This is a genomic window from Tepidimonas alkaliphilus, from assembly GCF_007556595.1.
Lineage (GTDB): Bacteria > Pseudomonadota > Gammaproteobacteria > Burkholderiales > Burkholderiaceae_C > Tepidimonas > Tepidimonas alkaliphila.
This window is the reverse complement of sequence record NZ_VJNB01000010.1, coordinates 21686-40914: the sequence shown is the minus strand read 5'-3', so window position 1 is coordinate 40914 and position 19229 is coordinate 21686. Positions and strand designations below refer to the sequence as shown.

General features: G+C 67.1%; 15 protein-coding genes and 1 tRNA gene. 10 read left to right on the top strand and 6 right to left on the bottom strand.

The window, feature by feature from the left end; genetic code table 11:
• Nucleotides 1-2 precede the first annotated feature (2 nt).
• The 4 genes from ampD to Talka_RS09440 all read left to right on the top strand — a co-directional run bounded on the left by ampD (nucleotide 3) and on the right by Talka_RS09440 (nucleotide 5953).
• A complete protein-coding gene (gene ampD, locus Talka_RS09455) occupies nucleotides 3-626 on the top strand; it encodes a 1,6-anhydro-N-acetylmuramyl-L-alanine amidase AmpD (RefSeq protein ID WP_143891010.1) in 624 nt (207 codons plus the stop codon).
• A 195-nt stretch (nucleotides 627-821) separates the two neighbouring features.
• Entirely contained in the window at nucleotides 822-3692 is a 2871-nt protein-coding gene (locus Talka_RS09450) for a ribonucleoside-diphosphate reductase subunit alpha (RefSeq protein WP_143891008.1), read from the top strand.
• 113 nt (nucleotides 3693-3805) lie between these two features.
• A complete protein-coding gene (locus Talka_RS09445; protein WP_143891006.1) occupies nucleotides 3806-5059 on the top strand; it encodes a ribonucleotide-diphosphate reductase subunit beta in 1254 nt (417 codons plus the stop codon).
• A gap of 462 nt (nucleotides 5060-5521) precedes the next feature.
• On the top strand, nucleotides 5522-5953 hold the full coding sequence (locus Talka_RS09440) for a histone (protein ID WP_143891004.1): 432 nt from the start codon (nucleotides 5522-5524) through the stop codon (nucleotides 5951-5953).
• 67 nt (nucleotides 5954-6020) lie between these two features.
• Here the strand turns inward: Talka_RS09440 and Talka_RS09435 are convergent, their stop codons facing one another.
• The 5 genes from Talka_RS09435 to accB are packed head-to-tail and all read right to left on the bottom strand — an operon-like array spanning nucleotide 6021 to nucleotide 10699.
• A complete protein-coding gene (locus Talka_RS09435; RefSeq protein ID WP_143891002.1) occupies nucleotides 6021-6923 on the bottom strand; it encodes a carbohydrate kinase family protein in 903 nt (300 codons plus the stop codon).
• Between the two features lie 11 nt (nucleotides 6924-6934).
• On the bottom strand, nucleotides 6935-7918 hold the full coding sequence (locus tag Talka_RS11935; protein WP_185970121.1) for a DUF3426 domain-containing protein: 984 nt from the start codon (nucleotides 7916-7918) through the stop codon (nucleotides 6935-6937).
• A gap of 34 nt (nucleotides 7919-7952) precedes the next feature.
• Nucleotides 7953-8888 carry a 50S ribosomal protein L11 methyltransferase gene (gene prmA, locus Talka_RS09425; RefSeq protein ID WP_246100648.1) on the bottom strand — a complete coding sequence of 312 codons (936 nt, stop codon included), beginning with the start codon at nucleotides 8886-8888 and terminating at the stop codon, nucleotides 7953-7955.
• Nucleotides 8875-10227, bottom strand: a complete 1353-nt coding sequence (gene accC, locus Talka_RS09420; protein ID WP_143890998.1) for an acetyl-CoA carboxylase biotin carboxylase subunit — start codon at nucleotides 10225-10227, stop codon at nucleotides 8875-8877. The genes prmA and accC overlap by 14 nt, the downstream gene beginning before the upstream one ends.
• Nucleotides 10228-10237: 10 nt before the next feature.
• Nucleotides 10238-10699: an acetyl-CoA carboxylase biotin carboxyl carrier protein gene (gene accB / locus Talka_RS09415; protein ID WP_143890996.1), complete on the bottom strand. Its 462-nt coding sequence runs from the start codon at nucleotides 10697-10699 to the stop codon at nucleotides 10238-10240.
• Between the two features lie 96 nt (nucleotides 10700-10795).
• On the opposite strand from accB, the gene pilB reads away from it, so the two are divergent.
• The 6 genes from pilB to Talka_RS09385 all read left to right on the top strand — a co-directional run bounded on the left by pilB (nucleotide 10796) and on the right by Talka_RS09385 (nucleotide 18155).
• Nucleotides 10796-12547, top strand: coding sequence for a type IV-A pilus assembly ATPase PilB (gene pilB / locus Talka_RS09410; RefSeq protein ID WP_246100647.1), 1752 nt, complete (start codon nucleotides 10796-10798; stop codon nucleotides 12545-12547).
• Nucleotides 12548-12595: 48 nt separating this feature from the next.
• Nucleotides 12596-13810: a type II secretion system F family protein gene (locus Talka_RS09405; protein WP_143890994.1), complete on the top strand. Its 1215-nt coding sequence runs from the start codon at nucleotides 12596-12598 to the stop codon at nucleotides 13808-13810.
• A complete protein-coding gene (locus Talka_RS09400) occupies nucleotides 13807-15489 on the top strand; it encodes a response regulator (protein ID WP_143890992.1) in 1683 nt (560 codons plus the stop codon). The genes Talka_RS09405 and Talka_RS09400 overlap by 4 nt, the downstream gene beginning before the upstream one ends.
• Nucleotides 15486-17132 carry a response regulator gene (locus tag Talka_RS09395; protein WP_143890990.1) on the top strand — a complete coding sequence of 549 codons (1647 nt, stop codon included), beginning with the start codon at nucleotides 15486-15488 and terminating at the stop codon, nucleotides 17130-17132. Before Talka_RS09400 ends, Talka_RS09395 begins: the two co-directional genes overlap by 4 nt.
• Nucleotides 17133-17166: 34 nt before the next feature.
• Nucleotides 17167-17242, top strand: a tRNA-Ala gene (locus Talka_RS09390).
• Nucleotides 17243-17471: 229 nt separating this feature from the next.
• Entirely contained in the window at nucleotides 17472-18155 is a 684-nt protein-coding gene (locus Talka_RS09385) for a hypothetical protein (RefSeq protein WP_185970119.1), read from the top strand.
• Here the strand turns inward: Talka_RS09385 and Talka_RS09380 are convergent.
• A complete protein-coding gene (locus Talka_RS09380) occupies nucleotides 18137-19162 on the bottom strand; it encodes a DUF475 domain-containing protein (RefSeq protein WP_221933881.1) in 1026 nt (341 codons plus the stop codon). The genes Talka_RS09385 and Talka_RS09380 overlap by 19 nt on opposite strands.
• Nucleotides 19163-19229: the final 67 nt, after the last annotated feature.

The following is a 19229-nucleotide window of genomic DNA, read 5'->3' as shown; positions in this document are numbered from 1 at the left end:
CCATGGCCGCGCTGCCCGACCCCGACGACGGCTGGCTGCCTGGCGCGCGCCGCGTGCCGTCGCCCAACCACGGCCCGCGCCCGCCGGGCGTGCAGCCATGGCTCGTGGTGCTGCACAGCATCAGCCTGCCGCCGGGCGAGTACGGCGGCCCGTGGATCGAGCGGCTGTTCACCAACACGCTGGACTGGGACGCGCACCCCTATTTTGAGAGCATCCGCGGGCTGGAAGTCTCGGCCCACTTTCTGATCCGCCGCGACGGCGAGTGCGTGCAGTTCGTCGCGCTGAACCGCCGCGCCTGGCACGCTGGCCGCTCGTCGTGGCAGGGGCACGACAACTGCAACGACTTCTCGGTCGGCATCGAGCTGGAGGGGCTGGAGGGGGACGCCTTCACCGACGCTCAGTACGCGGCGCTGGCCGCACTGCTGGCGGCGCTGCGCGAGCGCCTGCCGGCGCTGCGCGCGGTGGCCGGGCACGAGCACGTCGCCCCCGGGCGCAAACGTGACCCCGGCCCTGGCTTCGACTGGGCGCGGTTGATCCGCCTGACCGGCTGGCCGGCGGCGTGGTTCGCCAGCGACGCGCCGGCCCGCCCGAACGCCTGCGGCCAGCCCCCCGTGCCCGGCGCCTGAGCCGGCGAACGCCCGCGGGTTCTCCCGCAGATATCGGCCGCGCCGGCCACGGTTGAAATTTTCGATGGATCCCGCCGCGCGCGGCGTCGCGCACAGCCGCTACACTACCGCTAGTGTTTCGGCGGTGCCTCAGACACTAGATCTAGTGTCTGACGGCATCGCCCCGACGTCCCACGACGACCCGTGCGAGGAACCATGCAGACCACCCTCTCCCCTGCCGCCACCGTCTCCAGCACCGGCGCCGAGGCGCCGCGCGCCACCAGCAGCACGACGCTGCCGAACTACCAGATCATCCGCCGCAACGGCGCCGTGGTGCCGTTTGAGCCGGCCAAGATCGCCATCGCCATGACCAAGGCGTTTTTGGCCGTGCACGGGCCGCAAGGCGCGGCCAGCGCCAGCGTGCGCGAGACGGTGGAGCGCCTGACGCAGACGGTGGTGCGCGCGCTGACGCGCTCGCGTCCCGCAGGGGGCACCTTCCACATCGAGGACGTGCAGGACCAGGTCGAACTGGCGCTGATGCGCGACGGCCACCACGAGGTCGCGCGCGCCTACGTGCTGTATCGCGAGCGCCGCGCCCAGGAGCGCGCCGCGCGCGGCGAAGCGCCAGCCGCCCCGGCGCAGCCGGTCATCCATGTCCTCGATGGCGGCGAGCGCCGTCCGCTCGACCTCGACAAGCTCAAGGCGCTGATCCACTCCGCGGTCGAGGGGCTGCAAGGCGACGTGCAGGCCGAGCCGATCGTGGCCGAGACGCTGCGCAACCTCTACGACGGCGTACCGATGGAGGAAGTGCACAAGGCCGCGATCCTGGCCGCGCGCACCAAAATCGAGACCGACCCGGATTACAGCTACGTCACCGCGCGGCTGCTGCTGCACACCATCTACAAAGAGGTGCTGGGCGAAGAGACCACCCACGCCCAGATGCGCGAGCGCTACGCGGAATACTTTCCCGCCTTCATCAAGAAAGGGGTGGAAGCCGAGCTGCTCAACCCCGAGCTGCTCACCTTTGACCTGGCCCGCCTGGGCGCGGCGCTCAAGCCTGAGCGCGACCTCAAGTTCGGCTATCTGGGCCTGCAAACGCTCTACGACCGCTACTTCCTGCACGTGCGCAAGCGCCGCATCGAGCTGCCGCAGGCGTTTTTTATGCGCGTGGCGATGGGTCTGGCCCTCAATGAAATCGACCGCGAGGCGCGCGCCATCGAGTTCTACGAGGTGCTCTCCAGCTTCGACTTCATGAGCAGCACTCCCACGCTGTTCAACAGCGGCACGCTGCGCTCGCAGCTGTCGAGCTGCTACCTCACCACCGTGCCGGACGACCTGGAAGGCATCTACGACGCCATCAAAGAAAACGCCCTGCTGTCCAAGTTTGCCGGGGGGCTCGGCAACGACTGGACGCGCGTGCGCGCGCTGGGCAGCCACATCAAGGGCACCAACGGCGAAAGCCAGGGCGTGGTGCCGTTCCTGAAGGTCGTCAACGACACGGCGGTCGCCGTCAACCAGGGCGGCAAGAGAAAGGGCGCGGTGTGCTGCTACCTGGAGACCTGGCACCTCGACATCGAGGAGTTCCTGGAGCTGCGCAAGAACACCGGCGACGACCGCCGCCGCACGCACGACATGAACACCGCCAACTGGATCCCGGACCTGTTCATGAAGCGCGTGATGGAAAACGGCGACTGGACGCTGTTTTCGCCGTCCAGCGTGCCGGATCTGCACGACAAGGTCGGCAAGGCGTTTGAGGAGGCTTACGTCGCCTACGAGGAGAAGGCCGCGCGCGGCGAAATTCAGCCGTGCAAGAAGGTGCGCGCCGTCGACCTCTGGCGCAAGATGCTGACCATGCTGTTCGAGACCGGGCACCCGTGGATCACCTTCAAGGATCCGTGCAACATCCGCAGCCCGCAGCAGCACGTCGGCGTCGTGCACTCCTCCAACCTGTGCACCGAAATCACGCTCAACACCAGCGACACCGAGATCGCGGTCTGCAACCTCGGCTCGATCAACCTGGTGCAGCACCTCAAAGACGGCCCCAATGGCAAGGAACTCGATCACGACAAGCTCAAGCGCACCATCACGGTGGCCATGCGCATGCTCGACAACGTGATCGACATCAACTACTACGCGGTCAACAAAGCGCGCACCTCCAACCTGCGCCACCGTCCGGTGGGGCTGGGCATCATGGGCTTTCAGGATGCGCTATATGAAATGCGCATCCCCTACGCCTCACCGGAGGCGGTGGAGTTCGCCGACCGCTCGATGGAGGCGGTGTGCTACTACGCCTACTGGGCCAGCAGCGACCTGGCGGTGGAGCGCGGCCGCTACTCCACCTTCAAAGGCTCGCTGTGGGATCGCGGCATCCTGCCGCCGGATACGCTGGACCTGCTGGCGCAGGAGCGCGGCGGCTACCTGGAGGTGGATCGCTCGCGCACGCTGGACTGGGACGCGCTGCGCGCCAAGATCCAGCGCGACGGCATGCGCAATTCCAACTGCGTGGCGATTGCGCCCACCGCCACCATCTCCAACATCGTCGGGGTCGATGCCTCGATCGAGCCGTGCTTCGGCAACCTGTCGGTCAAGTCCAACCTCTCCGGCGAGTTCACCGTCATCAACCACTACCTGGTGCGGGACCTCAAGCGCCTGGGCCTGTGGGACGAGGTGATGATCATGGATCTGAAGCACTTCGACGGCTCGCTGTGGCCGATCGACCGCGTGCCGCGCGAGCTCAAGGAGCTCTACCGCACCGCCTTCGAGATCGAGCCGGTGTGGCTGGTGGAAGCCGCCGCGCGGCGCCAGAAGTGGATCGACCAGGCGCAAAGCCTCAACATCTACATGGCCGGCGCCTCCGGCAAGAAGCTGGACGAAACCTACAAGCTGGCCTGGATCCGCGGCCTGAAGACCACTTACTACCTGCGCACCACCGGCGCCACCCACGCCGAGAAAGCCACCGTGCGCAGCGGCGCGCTCAACGCCGTGCCCGCCGCTGGAGTGGGCACGCCGGCCGTGGCGATGGCCGAGCCGGCCACCGACATCAAGTTCTGCGCCCTGGACGACCCCGGCTGCGAAGCCTGTCAGTAACGCCGCGCGCCGCAATCTGGGCGGAAAGGCGCCCTGCCACGGCAGGGGCCGCCCGCCCTGCTCTTGTCAAGCCATCGACATCCTCGAATAATCCATCACGATTGGAGTGCATCATGCTGAGCTGGGACGACGATACCCCCACCGTCACGCCCTCCCCGGCCCGCGCCTCGATGGGCGGCGGCCAGCCCTACCCGGGGGTGGGCGCGCTTGGGTTGCAACCTGTGCTGCCCTCCAGCAGAGGCTTCGGCCACGTCCCGCCGCAGCCCCCCCGCGCCACCGAGACGGCAGCGCCCGTCGCCCCGATCGTCAGCGGCCCCACGCAGGCCACGCGCGCGCAAGCGGCGAGCTACCGTCGCGTCAACGTCGCCGACAAGCGCATCATCAACGGCCAGACCGATGTCAACCAGCTGGTGCCATTTAAATACAAGTGGGCCTGGGAAAAATACCTGGCCTCCTGCGCCAACCACTGGATGCCGCAGGAGATCAACATGTCGCGCGACATCGCGCTGTGGAAAGACCCCAACGGCCTGACCGAGGACGAGCGCCGCATCGTCAAGCGCAACCTGGGTTTCTTTGTCACCGCAGACAGCCTGGCGGCCAACAACATTGTGTTGGGCACCTACCGCCACATCACCGCGCCGGAATGCCGCCAGTTCCTGCTGCGCCAGGCGTTCGAGGAGGCCATTCACACCCACGCCTACCAATACATCGTCGAGTCGCTCGGGCTGGATGAAGGCGAAATTTTCAACGCCTACCACGAAATCCCGTCGATCCGCGACAAAGATGAATTCTTGATTCCGTTTATCGACGCGATCATGGACCCGGCGTTCAAGACCGGCACGCCGGAAAACGACCAAAAGCTGCTGAAATCGCTGATCGTCTTCGCCTGCCTGATGGAGGGACTGTTCTTCTACGTCGGCTTCACGCAGATCCTGGCGCTGGGGCGGCAAAACAAAATGACCGGCGCGGCGGAGCAGTATCAATACATCCTGCGCGACGAGTCGATGCACTGCAATTTCGGCATCGACATGATCAACCAGCTCAAGCTGGAAAATCCGCACCTATGGACGCCGGAGTTCCGGCAAGAGATCAAGGAGCTGTTCCTGACCGCCGTCGAACTCGAATACCGCTACGCCGAGGACACCATGCCGCGCGGCGTGCTGGGCTTGAACGCCAGCATGTTCAAGGGCTACCTGCGCTACATCGCCAACCGCCGCGCCACGCAAATCGGGCTAGAGCCGCTCTTCCCGAACGAAGACAACCCGTTTCCGTGGATGAGCGAGATGATTGACCTGAAAAAAGAACGCAACTTTTTTGAAACCCGCGTCATCGAATACCAGTCGGGCGGCACGCTGTCGTGGGATTGACGCGCCCGCGCGGCGGCTGCTCGGTCTGGCGTTCTCGGGATTGAACCCGTCTTTCAACCACCCGACCGACAGGAGACCTTGATGGCCACCTCAAAAAAAGCCGTCGCGGCGGCGCAGCCGCAGGCGCCCAAAAGCAAAAAAGCCCCCGCCACCGCCGCGCCCGAACAGGCTCAAGCCCGCGCCGCTCAAGCGACCCGCACGCGTCGGGCCACCTCCGCCGCTGCCGCGCAGCCGCTTGACACACCGCCTGCTTCCGCCGCGTCCATCGATCCAGCCGGCGTAACCCCAGGATCGTCGCGTCGCCGCAAACCCGTCTCTTCGCCTGCGGCGCAACCGACGGCCTCCGCAAGCCGCGCCGCGCCAGCGGCTGACAGCCCCGTCAAGGCCAAGAAAACCAAAGAGATCCAAGCGGCTCAGCCAGCCCCGGCCGCCACCGAGCCCGCCAAGGCCGCCCCCGAGGGGGTGAAGGCATCCAAAAAGAAAAAAGCCAAGGACAAGAACGAAGTCTTGCTGGAAACGGTGGCCGAGGCATCCAGCGAGAAAAAGAAAAAGAAGAAAAAATCCAAACAAAAGGAAGCCGACCTGGAGGCAGCCACCCCCGCCGTCAAAACCGAGAAAAAAGCCAAAGCCCAAAAGCCGGCCAAGGACAAGGCGAAGAAGACCGAATCGGCTCAGCGCGAGGATGCTTCCCGCCAAGACGCCCATTCCTTACCCGCCCAGAAAACCGCTGAGCCCAAGACCTCAACCACCGCTGCGTCGGCGCCCCCTGCTGCATCGAGGGGTCGCAGCCCAGCGCGTGCTCGCGCCAAGCCAAGCCAGCCCGCCGAGCCGGCTGCGCGCACCAAGCTGTCCAGTCAAGCTGCGTGGCCCTTCCCGACCGGGGCGCGGCCCTGATCGGCACAGCGGTGTGGGTGGCAGCCGCCGCCGCGTCGCCCCGCGCTTGGCGCGCCGCGGCGCTCGCCTAGTTGGCAGCTGAGCGCGCAGACAGACACCAATTTTGCCCGCCACGGCTGGCGACTTTGATCGCGCCAAGGCGGTTGCCGAGCCGTGCGGCCTCCACAATATCCCAACCGTTGGCCAGACCGTGCAGCAACGCGGCGCGAAAGGCGTCGCCGCAGCCGGTGGGATCGACCACCGCTGAGGCGCGCTCGCCGGGCACCACGGTGCGCTGTCCCCCTTGCCAGACTTCGCAGCCGTGCTCGCCCAGCGTTACGACTAAGGCGCGCAACCGCTGCGACAGCGCCGCCAGGGTCAGCCCGGTGCGGTCGCACAGCAGCCGCGCCTCATAGTCGTTCAGCGCCGCCCAGTCGGCCAGCTCCAGCAAGCGGCGCAACTCCTCACCGTCGAACAGCGGCAGGCCCTGGCCAGGGTCGAACACAAACGGCACGCCTGCGGCATGCAGCTGATGCGCGTGCTCCCAGGTGGCCTGTTTACCGTCCGGCGACAGGATCGCCAGCCGCACCCCGGCGGTGTCGGTGATTGGGTTGGTGTGCGCCAGCGCCATCGCGCCGGGGTGAAAGGCGGTGATCTGGTTGTTGTCGCGGTCGGTCATGATCATCGCCTGCGCGGTGTAGTGCTGCGGCAGCACACGCACGGCCGAGACGTCCACCCCTAGCGCACGCAGCCGCTGCAGGTAGTCTTGGCCGTCCGCCCCCAACGTGGCCACTGGACGCACCGCGGCGCCAAGCTGACGCAGGCCGTAGGCGATGTTGCCGGCGCAGCCGCCAAACTCGCGCCGCAGGGCTGGCACAAGGAAGGCGACGTTGAGGATGTGCAGCTGATCCGGCAGGATGTGGTCGGCGAAACGGCCCTCGAAGTCCATGATGGTGTCGAAGGCCAGGGAACCGCAAACGAGAATGGTCATGATGGCTTGGTTCAAGGGTCAAACAGCACCACTTGGTAGCCGCTCATGCGGCCAGCCTGCGGGTGATCAAACGCCAGCTCCAACAGCAGCGGCCATTCCTGCCCCGCCGCCAGCACGGCCAAGGGTTGCGGCCATTCGGCCGGCAGCCATACGCGACGAACCATCGGTTGCTGCTGCTCATCCAGCAAGGTCAGCTCCAACGCCGGCGCGGCGATGTCGGTGGAGGTGGGATTGCGCAGCACCAATTGAAAACTGTAGCGATCCGGGGCGCGCCGCAACAGCGCCGAGCCTTCGACCACCACGCGGTGCGCCGCGGGTCGGGGCCCCAGCTCGCACCCCAGCCGCGCGCACGCCGCCGCCAGCAGCGGCTGCCAAGCTGGCCAGCGCGCCAGCAGCGGCTCGCGGGCCAGCCAAGCCACCTGAGCCGCCAGCAGCGCAGACAACCCCAGCGCCAGCAACGCCAACAGCGCCCGCACCGCCGGATGCCGCCAGCGCGCCCGTCGCCGTGCCGAGCGCACGAAAGTTGGCTCTGACTCCTGCGCCGCGGCGGCGCCGCGCGGCAGCCCATGCAAGGCGTTGGGAGCAGCCTCACCCGCTGCGGTCACAGCCGATGGATCTTGTTCGATTGCCGCGCTGCCCCCATCGCAGGCCGGCGCAGGCGTGGACGATACCGCCTCGGGGGTTTGCGCAGCCGCGGGGTCGTCTTGCTCGCTGCCGACCCCAGGCAAGGTGGATGAATCGGTCGGCGGCGCTGGCGTGGACGGTTGCTCCGCCGGTTCAATCGGGGGATTGGGGCGGTGCGAGCCGGACGCCAACACCGAGCTGGCGAGGGTTGCGCTTGCCAGCGCGCCTTCGCTTTCGGGCCGCAGCTGGACGGACGCATCGAAGACGTGGTGGCAGCGCCCGCAACGCACCCAGCCGTCGGCGATCTTGAGCTGATCGGCCACGACACGAAACCACGTGCCGCATGACGGACAGCGGGTGATGAAGCGCATGCCCGCCATTATGGCCGCGGCCCAGGGAGAACGGTCAGGCGGTAGGGCGCCGGGCGCTCATCAGCACCCAACCCTCCTCCTCATCGCCCACCTCCAGCGCGAGCCACGGCGCGTAGGCGGCGCGCAGCTCGTCGGCCTGGCGCGCGAGGATGCCGGCCAGCACCAGATGACCACCGGGCGCGACATGGCCGCACAGCAGCGGCGCCAGCACCTTCAGCGGCGTGGCCAGGATGTTGGCCAGCACGACGCCGTAGGCGCCCTGCGCCAGCTCCGGCGGGCCGGCGCGCAGCGCCACGCCGTTGGCCGCAGCGTTGGCGCGCGTGGCCTGCACCGCCGCCGGGTCGATGTCCACCGCGTCGACCTCGGCGGCACGGAAGCGCGCCGCCGCCATCGCCAGGATGCCGGAGCCGCAGCCGTAATCGAGCACGCGCTGAGCCGCCACCGCGCCGCGCGTGGCGATCCAGCGCAGGCACATGCGCGTGGTCGGGTGCGTGCCGGTGCCAAACGCCAGCCCCGGATCCAGCCGCAGCACCGTGCGCGCCTGCGCCGGCGGTTCATGCCAGCTCGGCACGATCCAGAAGTCCTCGGTGACCGGCACCGGCTCAAACTGCGATTGCGTCAGCCGCACCCAATCAACCTCCTGCACTGGACGCACCTCAACGACCTCGCAGTCGGCGAAGAAGTCCTGGGGCTGCAGCAGCGCCGCGGCTTCGCGCGCCTGCGTCTCGGTGTCGAACAGCGCCGTCACGCGCGAGCGCTGCCAGCCCGCCGCCGGCGGCGGCAAACCCGGCTCGCCATACAAGGCTTGCTCCTGCGGCGTGTCCGCATCGGCATCCTCGACGCTGATGCTGAGCGCCTGCAGCGCCTCCAGCGCGTCGCAGACGTCCTCGACGTGCGCCTCGGGCACGCGCAGCACCAACTCGTGCCAGCGCGCCGCGCCGTCGTTCGGTCCGGATTCAGCCGCGCTCACGTTGGGCCAACCAGCTTTCCAAGTAGTGGATGTTGGGGCCGCCGGCCACGAAGTTGGCATCCACCATCAACTCGCGGTGCAGCGGCACGTTGGTCTTGATGCCCTCGATGACCACCTCCGCCAGCGCCCCGCGCATGCGCGCCAGCGCCTGCTCGCGCGTGTCGCCATGCGCAATGATCTTGCCGATCATCGAATCGTAGTTGGGCGGCACGCAATACCCCGTGTAGATGTGCGAGTCCACGCGCACGCCAGGGCCACCCGGGGCGTGCCAGGCGGTGATGCGACCCGGCGACGGCGTAAATTTGTAAGGATCTTCGGCGTTGAGGCGGCACTCGATCGCGTGGCCGCGCAGCTGCAGCTGGCGCTGTGTGAACGGCAGTTTTTCGCCGGCGGCGATCAGAATCTGCTGGCGCACGATGTCCACGCCAGTGATCATCTCGGTGACCGGATGCTCCACCTGCACGCGCGTGTTCATCTCGATGAAATAGAACTCGCCGTTTTCGTAAAGAAATTCAAAGGTGCCTGCGCCGCGGTAGCCGATCTTTTTGCAGGCGGCGGCGCAGCGCTCGGCGATGCGATCGATCAGGCGGCGCGGGATGCCCGGCGCTGGGGCTTCTTCGATGATTTTTTGATGGCGGCGCTGCATCGAGCAGTCGCGCTCGAACAGATGGACGGCGTTGCGATGCTGGTCGGCCAGCACCTGGATCTCGATGTGCCGAGGGTTTTGGAGAAATTTCTCCATATACACCTCGGGGTTGTTGAACGCCGCCGCCGCTTCGCTTTTGGTGGTCTGCACCGCGTGCAGCAGCGCCGCCTCGGTGTGCACGACGCGCATGCCGCGCCCGCCGCCGCCGCCAGCGGCCTTGATGATGACCGGATAGCCGATCGCGCGCGCGATGCGCTTGATTTCGGCCGGATCGTCCGGCAGCGCCCCGTCGGAGCCCGGCACGGTCGGCACGCCGGCGCGCTGCATGGCCTGCTTGGCCGAAACTTTATCGCCCATCAGCCGAATCGACTCGGGCGTGGGGCCGATGAAGACAAAGCCGCTCTTTTCCACCCGCTCGGCGAAGTCGGCGTTTTCCGACAGAAAGCCGTAGCCGGGGTGGATCGCCTCGGCGTCGGTGACTTCCGCCGCCGAGATGATGGCCGGCATGTTCAGGTAGCTCTGGGCGGAGGGCGCCGGGCCAATGCACACCGCCTCGTCGGCGAGCTTGACGTATTTGGCGTCGCGGTCGGCCTCGGAGTACACCACCACCGCCTTGATGCCCAGCTCGCGGCAGGCGCGCTGCACGCGCAGCGCGATTTCCCCGCGGTTGGCGATCAGGATCTTTTTGAACATCGCCGCCGGCTCACTCAAGAACGAACAGCGGCTGACCGTATTCCACGGCCTGGCCGTTTTCCACCAAGATTTCTTTGATGACGCCGGCGCGGTCGGCTTCGATTTCGTTGAGGATCTTCATCGCCTCGATGATGCAGACCGTCTCGCCTTCTTTGACCGCCTGGCCGACCTCCACAAACGGCTTGGCGCCAGGGCTGGGGGCGCGGTAGAAGGTGCCGACCATCGGCGATTTGATGACGTGCCCTTGCGGCGCCACTGGAACCGCCACGGCTGGCGCGGCGGGCTCAGGCAAGGGAGCCGGAGCCTGCACGGTCAGCGGCGTCATCGGAGCCGGCGCGGGCGCTACCGCCGCCGCGGCGGCGGGGGCAGCCTTGACAATGCGCACCTTGCCCTCGGCTTCGGTGATTTCGAGTTCGGAGATATTGGACTCCGAGACCAGGTCGATGAGCGTTTTGAGCTTACGCAGATCCATGGCGACTCCGTACCGTACTATGCTCCGAACGGGCTCCGATCGCGCCGCAACGGCACGCAAGGAGCGCGCAATATACACGAACCACCGCACGCTGCCATGACCGCCGAACCCCAGCCAAACCCGGACGGTGAGTTGGCCGCCACGATGGCGCTGCCGGGTCTGGCGCGCGCCTTGATCGCTCAAGGAGCGTTGACGCTGACGCGCGCCCGGCAACTTTACGCCGATGCGCAACGCAAGCGCAGCTCGTTCATTGCCGAGTTGATTGAGCAGCGCGCGGTGTCGCCGCGCGAGCTGGCGCACATCATGTCGGCGGCCTTTGCCGCCCCGCTGATCGACCTGGACGCGGTCGATCCGCAACGGCTGCCGTATGGCGTGCTGTCGGCCCGCACTTGCCAGCAATTCCGCCTGCTGCCGCTGGCACGGCGCGGCCACCGGCTGACGCTGGCCTGCGCCGACCCGTCCGACCCCCTGGCCGCGGAGAAAGTCAAATTCGAAACCCAGCTGCAGGTGGACTGGGTGGTAGCCGAGGTGGACAAGCTGGATCGCTGGGTGCAGCGCTACGCCGAAGGGAATGCGCCAGGCCAGCCGGCGCCCACGGCGAACGAGACCATCGACTTTGGCTTGCCCGAACCGCCCATCGAGACGGTGCACGCCGAGCCGGTGGCCGCGGAAGTGGAAGACGCGCCGATCGTGCGTTTTTTGCGCAAGATGCTGCTGGACGCTTACGCGATGCGCGCCTCCGACCTGCATTTTGAGCCGTATGAAAAGTTTTATCGCGTGCGCTTTCGCATCGACGGCCAATTGCGGGAGGTGGCCGCGCCGCCGCTGGCCATCAAAGACCGGCTGGCTGCGCGCATCAAGGTGCTGTCGCGGCTGGACATTGCAGAAAAGCGCGTGCCGCAAGACGGGCGCATGAAATTGCGCGTCGCGCCGGACAAGGTCATCGACTTTCGCGTCAGCACCCTGCCAACGTTGTTCGGCGAAAAAATCGTCATCCGCATCCTGGACCCCAGCAGCGCGCAAATGGGCATCGACGCGCTGGGCTACGAACCGGACGAGCAAGCCCGCCTGCTGGCCGCCATCCAGCGCCCTCATGGCATGGTGCTGGTCACCGGCCCCACCGGCTCGGGCAAGACCGTCACCCTCTACAGCTGCCTCCACCTGCTGAACCAGCCTGGGGTCAACATCTCCACCGCCGAAGACCCAGCCGAAATCATCCTACCCGGCATCAATCAGGTCAACGTCAACGAAAAGGCTGGCTTGACCTTTGCAGCCGCGCTGCGCGCGTTTTTGCGCCAGGACCCCGATGTCATCATGGTCGGCGAAATCCGCGATTTGGAAACCGCCGACATCGCCATCAAAGCGGCGCAGACCGGCCATCTGGTGTTGTCCACCTTGCACACCAACGATGCGCCCTCCACCCTGACGCGCCTGATGCACATGGGCGTGGCGCCGCTCAACATCGCCGCCAGCGTGCACTTGATCACCGCGCAACGGCTGGTGCGGCGCTTGTGCCCGCACTGCAAGCAACCGCACCGCGGCCTGCCGCGGCAGACGTTGCTGCAAGCTGGCTTCACCGAGGAGGATCTGGCCGACGGCTGGCAGCCGTTTCGAGCGGTGGGCTGCCCGGCCTGCCACGACGGCTACAAGGGCCGCATTGGGCTGTATCAAGTGATGCCGGTCAGCGAGGCGATCCAGCAATTGATCCTGCGCGGCGCGCATGCGCTGGACATCGCCGCGCAGGCGCGCCGCGAAGGCGTGCGCACCCTGCGCGAAAACGGCCTGCGCAAGGTTAAGATGGGCATCACGTCGTTGGAGGAGGTGCTGTCGGCGACCCACGAGGGTTAATGGGCCGCTGGGCGCCGCCAAACGGTCACACCAAGAGGAATGCGTTCCATGGCCACGGCAACATCGACCGTTCGCGAACACGTCTTTGAATGGGAGGGCAAAGACCGCAACGGCAAAATCATCAAAGGCGAACTGCGCGCTGCCGGCGAGGCTCAGGTGCAGGCCCAGCTGCGCCGCCAAGGTATCGTGGTGCTCAAGGTGCGCAAGCGCCGCTTCGCCTCGGGCCGCCGCATCAAGCCCAAAGATATCGCCATCTTCACGCGGCAGATGGCCACCATGATGAAAGCGGGCGTGCCATTGCTGCAAGCGTTTGACATCGTGGGCCGCGGCAACCCCAATCCGAGCGTGACGCGCCTGCTTTATGAAATCCGCTCCGACGTCGAAACCGGCACCTCGCTGTCGGCGGCGCTGCGCAAGCATCCGGCCTACTTCAGCCCGCTGTATTGCAACCTGGTCGAAGCCGGCGAAGCCGCTGGCATTCTGGAAGACATCCTGGAGCGGCTGGCCACTTACCTGGAAAAAACTGAAGCGCTCAAAAGCAAAGTCAAATCCGCGCTGATGTATCCCACGGCGGTGTTGATCGTGGCGTTCATCGTGGTGGCGGTGATCATGATTTTTGTCGTGCCCGCGTTCAAGGAGGTGTTCAACTCCTTCGGCGCCGACTTGCCGGCCCCGACGCTGGCCGTGATCGCCCTGAGCGAAATCTTTGTGGCTTACTGGTGGCTGATTTTTGGCGCGCTGGGCGGCGGGCTGTATTTCTTTTTCCAAGCGTGGAAGCGCAGCGAAAAAGTGCAGCGCGTCATGGATCGGCTGCTGTTGCGCGTGCCGATTTTTGGCCAACTGGTGGAAAAATCAGCTGTAGCGCGCTGGACGCGCACGCTGTCCACCATGTTTGCGGCGGGCGTGCCGCTGGTGGAAGCGCTGGATTCGGTGGGCGGCGCCGCCGGCAACTCGGTCTATGCGGACGCCACCGCCAAGATCCAGCAAGATGTGGCCAGCGGCACCGCCCTGACGCAGGCGATGACCGCCACCGGGGTGTTTCCATCGATGGTGCTGCAAATGAGCGCCATCGGGGAAGAATCCGGCGCGCTTGACCACATGCTTGGCAAGGCCGCCGATTTTTATGAGCAGGAAGTCGATGACATGGTGGCGGGCTTGTCCAGCCTGCTGGAACCCATCATCATCGTTGTGCTGGGTGGCCTCATCGGCGGCATCGTGGTGGCGATGTACCTGCCGATCTTCAAACTCGGGGCTGTGGTATGACGACCCCGGCCGCGACTGCCCCCGCAGCGCGGCCGGCAATCGGGCCAGGGTCAGCCGCGCTGGTAGCCGAAGCCCACCCCACGGCCCGCATGACGCTGGCCGGGCAATTGCGCGCGTTTGGCTTTGCCAGCGTCGCCCAGGTGGGGTGGCTGGATGACGCGCGCCGCGAAATCGAGCGCCATACCTTCGACGTGGTGGTCTGCGGCGACAGCTTTGCGCACGGCGGCACGGGCCAAGCGTTGCTGGACGATCTGCGCCGCAGCGGCCTGTTGCCGTATCGCACGGTGTTCATCCTGATCACCGACGAAGCCACCTACCCCAAGGTGATCGAAGCCGCCGAATCCGCCGTGGACAGCTACCTGGTGCGGCCTTTTTCAACCGGCACGCTGCTGGATCGCATCGAGCAAGCGCAGCGGCGCAAAGCCGCGCTGGACGACATCCACCAACTGCTGGAAGACGGCCGCGCCGATGAGGCGGTCGAGCGCTGCCTGCAGCGCTTCGCCAGCCGGGGCCCCCAGGCGTTGCAAGCGGCGCGCTGGGGCGCCGAAATCCTGATGCGACGGGGCCGGCTGGGACAAGCGCAAGCGCTGTTTCAGTCGATCTGGGACTCCGACCCGCAGCCTTGGGCGCTGCTGGGCGTGGCGCGCTGCCAACTGGACGATGGCGCGGCGGCTGCGGCGCTGATCACCCTGCAGCGGCTGCTGGAGCTGCACCCCGACTACACCGACGCGCTGGACGCGCTGGCGCGCGCTCAGACGGAATTGGGCCAATTCGCCGACGCCTTGGACAGCCTTGCGCGCGCGCTGGCCGCCACGCCGCTGGCCATCGGACGCCAGCAGCGCCTGGGGATGCTGGCGTTTTTTCTCGGCGACCGCCGCCAAGCCGTGGAATTGTTGCAACGCGCCGCCACGCTGGGGCTGGACTCCAAAATGTTCGACGCCGAAAGTCTGGTCTTGCTGGCGCTGGCCGCCTTTGAGCGCGGCGACGCCGACGCGTTGCATCGGCAAGACGCCGAGCTGCGCCGGCGGACCCATGCTGCGCCCGATGATGAGCGGCTGCAGCGTTTCAGCCATCTGGTTGAGGCGCTGCGCGACGCTCACGACGGCCGCGACGTCAGCGCGGAGGTGGCGCGCTGGATGCAAGACTGCGCGCAACCCCATTTCGACGCAGAGGCCGCCTGCAACCTGCTGGCCGCGCTGGCCGCGCTCACGCAACACGGCGCCTTGCCGCCTCAACCGGCGCTGGTGCAGCGGCTGGGCCTGCGCTTTGGCGTCTCCAAGGCGATGAGTGAGCTGCTGGCTCGCGCCGCTGAGGCGCATCCACCCTACGCCGAGCAGCTGCGACAGTGCGAAGCCGCCATCGTGCAGCGGATCGAGCAGGCGCTGCATCTGATCAACCACGGCTCGCCGTCACACGGGCTGGCCGAATTGGGCGAGCTGGCCTTGCAGACCCTCAACGGTCGGGCGGTGGACACTGCCTGGCTGGCGTTGCAGCGGCACGGCGCGGCGCTGCCCGAGGCGAGCGAGTGGCGGCGCCGCCTCAGCCCGTGGCGTCAAGCGCTGACGGCCATGCGGCGCCGCCCGTTGCTGGGCGACCCACGACTGCGTCCCGCCGGCGGCATCGCCCTGGCGGTGCTGAATCGGCTCAACCCCTTGGCGATCGCAGGATCCGCGGCATGATCCCCTGCGACCTCTACGACGCCACCGCGCTGGTGGTCGATGGCAACCCGACCTCGCGCTCGATTTTGGTGGCCCAACTGCGCGACCTCGGCGCGCGCAGCGTCGCCCAAGCGCCGCGCATCGCCGATGCGCGCCGCCTGTTGGAATTTCGCACTTTTGATGTCGTCGTCTGCGAGCAAAACTTTCCCAACGACCACGGCACCGGCCAGGCGCTGCTGGACGACCTGCGCCGCGCCGGATTGCTGCCGTTTGCCACCGTGTTCATCATGGTCACCGCCGAGGCGTCTTACGCGCGGGTGGCGGAGGCGGCCGAGTCGGCGCTGGACTCCTACCTGCTCAAGCCGTTCACCGCCAACGAGCTGGCCACCCGCATCGCGCAGGCGCGCCACCGCAAAGCGGTGCTGAAAGACATCTTCGCCGCAGTGGAAGCGCAGGACTTCGAGCGCGCCGCGCAATTGTGCCGGCAGCGCTTTGCGCAGCGCGGCGATTACTGGCTGTACGCCGCGCGCGTGGGCGCGGAGCTGCTGTTGCGGCTGCAACGCTACGACGAGGCGCAGCAGCTCTACGAGGCCGTCGTCGAAGCCAAAGCGTTGCCGTGGGCGCGGCTGGGCGTGGCGCGCGCGCAGCTCGATGCGGGCCAGCCGCAAAAAGCCTGCGCCACGCTGCAAGCGCTGCTCGACAACGATCCGCACTACCCCGACGCTTACGACGTGCTGGGTCGCGCGCACATCGAGCAAGGCAACTTCGACGCGGCGCTGGCCGCCTACAAAATCGCCACCGACCTCACCCCGTATTCGATCAGCCGCCTGCAACGCCACGGCATGCTGGCGCACTATTGCGGCCAGCGCGAGCTGGCCGAGCAGCTGCTGGCGCGCAGCGCGCAGCTGGGGCTGGACTCCAAGATGTTCGACGCTCAGACGCTGGTGCTGTTGGGCTTCATGCACTTGGAAACAGGCCAGCGCAAGGGCTTGCAACGCTGCCTGGATGATGCGCTGCGCGTGCTGGAGCGCCAGCCCCACTCAAGGCGCTTGCAGCGCTTGGCGCAGACGCTGGAAATCGCCAACCTGCTGCAAGAGGCGCAAGTGGCGCGCGTGCTGGAGCGCCTGCGGGCCATGATGGCCACCATCTTGGATGAGGACTTCGATTTTGAAGCGGCTTGCAACCTCGCTACGCTGCTGGCGCACACCGCCGCGCGCGCCATCCAGATGGAGGAGGTCGAGGAGCGCCTCACCGTCTTGGGACGGCGTTTTTGCAGCACCAAGGCGTTGACCGCGCTGCTGGCGCAAGCCGCCGCGGTGCATCCCCCTTACGCTGAGCGGCTCAGCGCCCTGCACCACGAGGTGCTCAGCCTGGTGGAGCAGGCCATGCGCCAAGTGCTGGCTGGCCAGCCTCGCGCCGCCGTGCTGGAGCTGCTGGCGCACGCCGAAGCCACCTGCAACACGCGCATCATCGAGTCCGCCTGGGGCACGCTCAAGCGCTACGAGGCGCGCATCGACGACGCGGCCGAGCTGGCGCAACGCATTCAGGCGCTGCGCGCGCGCTACCCCGCTTGGGCGAGTCGGGCCGCCTTGGGCGACAAAGGGGGGCGGCCGCCCGGCGGCGTCAGCTTGCGCACGATGGAGGCGGGCGCCGAAACGAGCTGAGGAGTTTCTTTCCGTTGTATAATGTGGGCCTCACGGGCCGATAGCTCAGCTGGGAGAGCGCCGCGTTCGCAATGCGGAGGTCGGGAGTTCGATCCTCCTTCGGTCCACCAAATTTCCTTTCGCGGAAATCGCGCCTCGCACCCAAACGGTCAGTTATCCGTTTGCGTCCGCATTCCCACCCCCAACGTTCCTCATTCACAAGCTGACGTCGCCAGTGGCTGTCGGAGGCAACTGGCCGTTTGGCCGTCTGCTCGTTCGCTTCGCCCAACGCAGCGAATCCATCACAATCACGCTACAGTGGCGTTTGTTGACGCCAAAATCGATGTCTGGGAGTCCGCGATGTCCGCCTCGTTGCGCTGGATCGCCGCATCGGCCGCCTTGGCTTTGACCAGCTGGCTGGCTGGCTGCAGCACCGCCCCCAAGCCCGTGGTCACCGAAACGCCCGCGCCTGCGCCTGAACTTGCGCCGGCGGCGGTTGCGCCGCCCGCGCCTCCTCCCGCTGCCGCCCCAGCCCCTGAACCGCCATGGACGGGCAAAGTCTCGCTGGCTGCCAGCGAGCGCGAATACCGCCGCGACGGCGCCTCCCACCTGTACGAACGCTACGCTGAGCGCATCTACCGCGGCAAGCTGCCGCCACTGCTGCAAGCCGTGGGTGTCATGCGCGTGACCATTGGCGCGCGCGGCGAGGTGCAGCGCTTCGAATGGATGCGCGCGCCGGATCATGTGCCGCACATCAAGGCGGAAATTGAACGCATGGTGCTGGCCGCCGCGCCCTACCCGGCCCCGCAACGCCTGGGCAGCGTCGTCTATACCGACAGTTGGCTGTGGGACAAAAGCGGGCGTTTTCAGCTCGATACGCTGACCGAAGGGCAACTCGACCGCTTGCCGACGGCCACGCCGGCCGCCGTCCCCAAACCCGCAGCGCGTCCGCCTGCCGCGCGCCCTCGCACGGCCAGCCGTCCAGCCAGCCGCAGCAGCCGTGCCGTGGCGCAAGACAGCGTGGCTCAGCCTGCGGCGCGCTGACGCTCGCGCACCGACGACAGCACCGACGCGGCGATGAAGGCCACGCCGATGAGGCCGGTGACGGCTTCCGGCACGTGCACCACCGTGCCCATCAGCATGATCGCCGCCAGCGCCCCAATGGCGTAGTGCGCGCCGTGCTCAAGGTAGCGGTACGCCTGCAGCGTGCCGCGGCGCACCAGATACACCGTCATCGAGCGCACGAAGATCGCGCCAATGGCCAGCCCCAGCATGATGATGACGACGTCTTTGGTGATCGCAAACGCCCCGATGACGCCGTCGAACGAGAACGAGGCGTCGAGCACCTCAAGGTAAAGGAAGCCCGCAAAGCCGCTGCGCTGCACGGTGGCCACCGCGGCGCGGCCTTCGTCCTCGTCCTCGAACAGCGCGCCCACCGCGTCCACCGCCAGGTACAGCAGAATGCCGGCGATGCCGGCGACGAAGACGCGGTTCTGCTCCGCTTCCGGCACCCACCAGCGCGTCGAGAACACCACCAGCAGCGCCACGAACACGGCGATCTCGTCGAACTTGGCCGCGCGCACCATGCGCCGCTCCAGCACGCCGAGCCAGTGCGTCTCCTTGTCGGCATCGAACAGGAAGTTGAGGAACACCAGCAGCAGAAAGGTGCCGCCGAATGCCGAGATCACCGGATAGACGCTGGTCAGCGCGCGCGAGTATTCGTCCGGGCGCTGCAGCGCCAGCCGCACGGTGTCCATCCAGCCGAGATCGGCCGCCACGGCGACAATGACGATCGGAAACACCAGCCGCATGCCGAACACGGCGATCAGGATACCCACCGTCAGGAACAGCTGCTGCCACAGCCGGCTCATGCCGCGCAGCACGCTGGCGTTGACGACCGCGTTGTCGAACGAGAGGCTGACCTCCAGCACCGCCAGCACCGCGGTCAGCCACAGCGCCGTCCACAGCCCAAGCGGCGACTGCAAGCCCCACCACGCCGCCAGACCCAGACAGACCGCCGAAAACGCCAGCGAGAAGCGAAAGTGTTGCAGCATGGGGGGCGATTGTGCCGCATGCAGTCCGGCGCGCGGCTCGCGCATTGGGGCCGACCGGCCCTTT

Excerpts from the sequence above, each read along its gene's own strand:
- ampD (WP_143891010.1), top strand. The coding sequence starts at position 3 with ATGGCCGCGCTGCCCGACCCCGACGACGGCTGGCTGCCTGGCGCGCGC.
- Talka_RS09450 (WP_143891008.1), top strand. The coding sequence starts at position 822 with ATGCAGACCACCCTCTCCCCTGCCGCCACCGTCTCCAGCACCGGCGCC.
- Talka_RS09445 (WP_143891006.1), top strand. The coding sequence starts at position 3,806 with ATGCTGAGCTGGGACGACGATACCCCCACCGTCACGCCCTCCCCGGCC.
- Talka_RS09435 (WP_143891002.1), bottom strand. The coding sequence starts at position 6,923 with ATGACCATTCTCGTTTGCGGTTCCCTGGCCTTCGACACCATCATGGAC.
- Talka_RS11935 (WP_185970121.1), bottom strand. The coding sequence starts at position 7,918 with ATGCGCTTCATCACCCGCTGTCCGTCATGCGGCACGTGGTTTCGTGTC.
- accC (WP_143890998.1), bottom strand. The coding sequence starts at position 10,227 with ATGTTCAAAAAGATCCTGATCGCCAACCGCGGGGAAATCGCGCTGCGC.
- accB (WP_143890996.1), bottom strand. The coding sequence starts at position 10,699 with ATGGATCTGCGTAAGCTCAAAACGCTCATCGACCTGGTCTCGGAGTCC.
- pilB (WP_246100647.1), top strand. The coding sequence starts at position 10,796 with ATGACCGCCGAACCCCAGCCAAACCCGGACGGTGAGTTGGCCGCCACG.
- Talka_RS09405 (WP_143890994.1), top strand. The coding sequence starts at position 12,596 with ATGGCCACGGCAACATCGACCGTTCGCGAACACGTCTTTGAATGGGAG.
- Talka_RS09400 (WP_143890992.1), top strand. The coding sequence starts at position 13,807 with ATGACGACCCCGGCCGCGACTGCCCCCGCAGCGCGGCCGGCAATCGGG.
- Talka_RS09395 (WP_143890990.1), top strand. The coding sequence starts at position 15,486 with ATGATCCCCTGCGACCTCTACGACGCCACCGCGCTGGTGGTCGATGGC.
- Talka_RS09385 (WP_185970119.1), top strand. The coding sequence starts at position 17,472 with ATGTCCGCCTCGTTGCGCTGGATCGCCGCATCGGCCGCCTTGGCTTTG.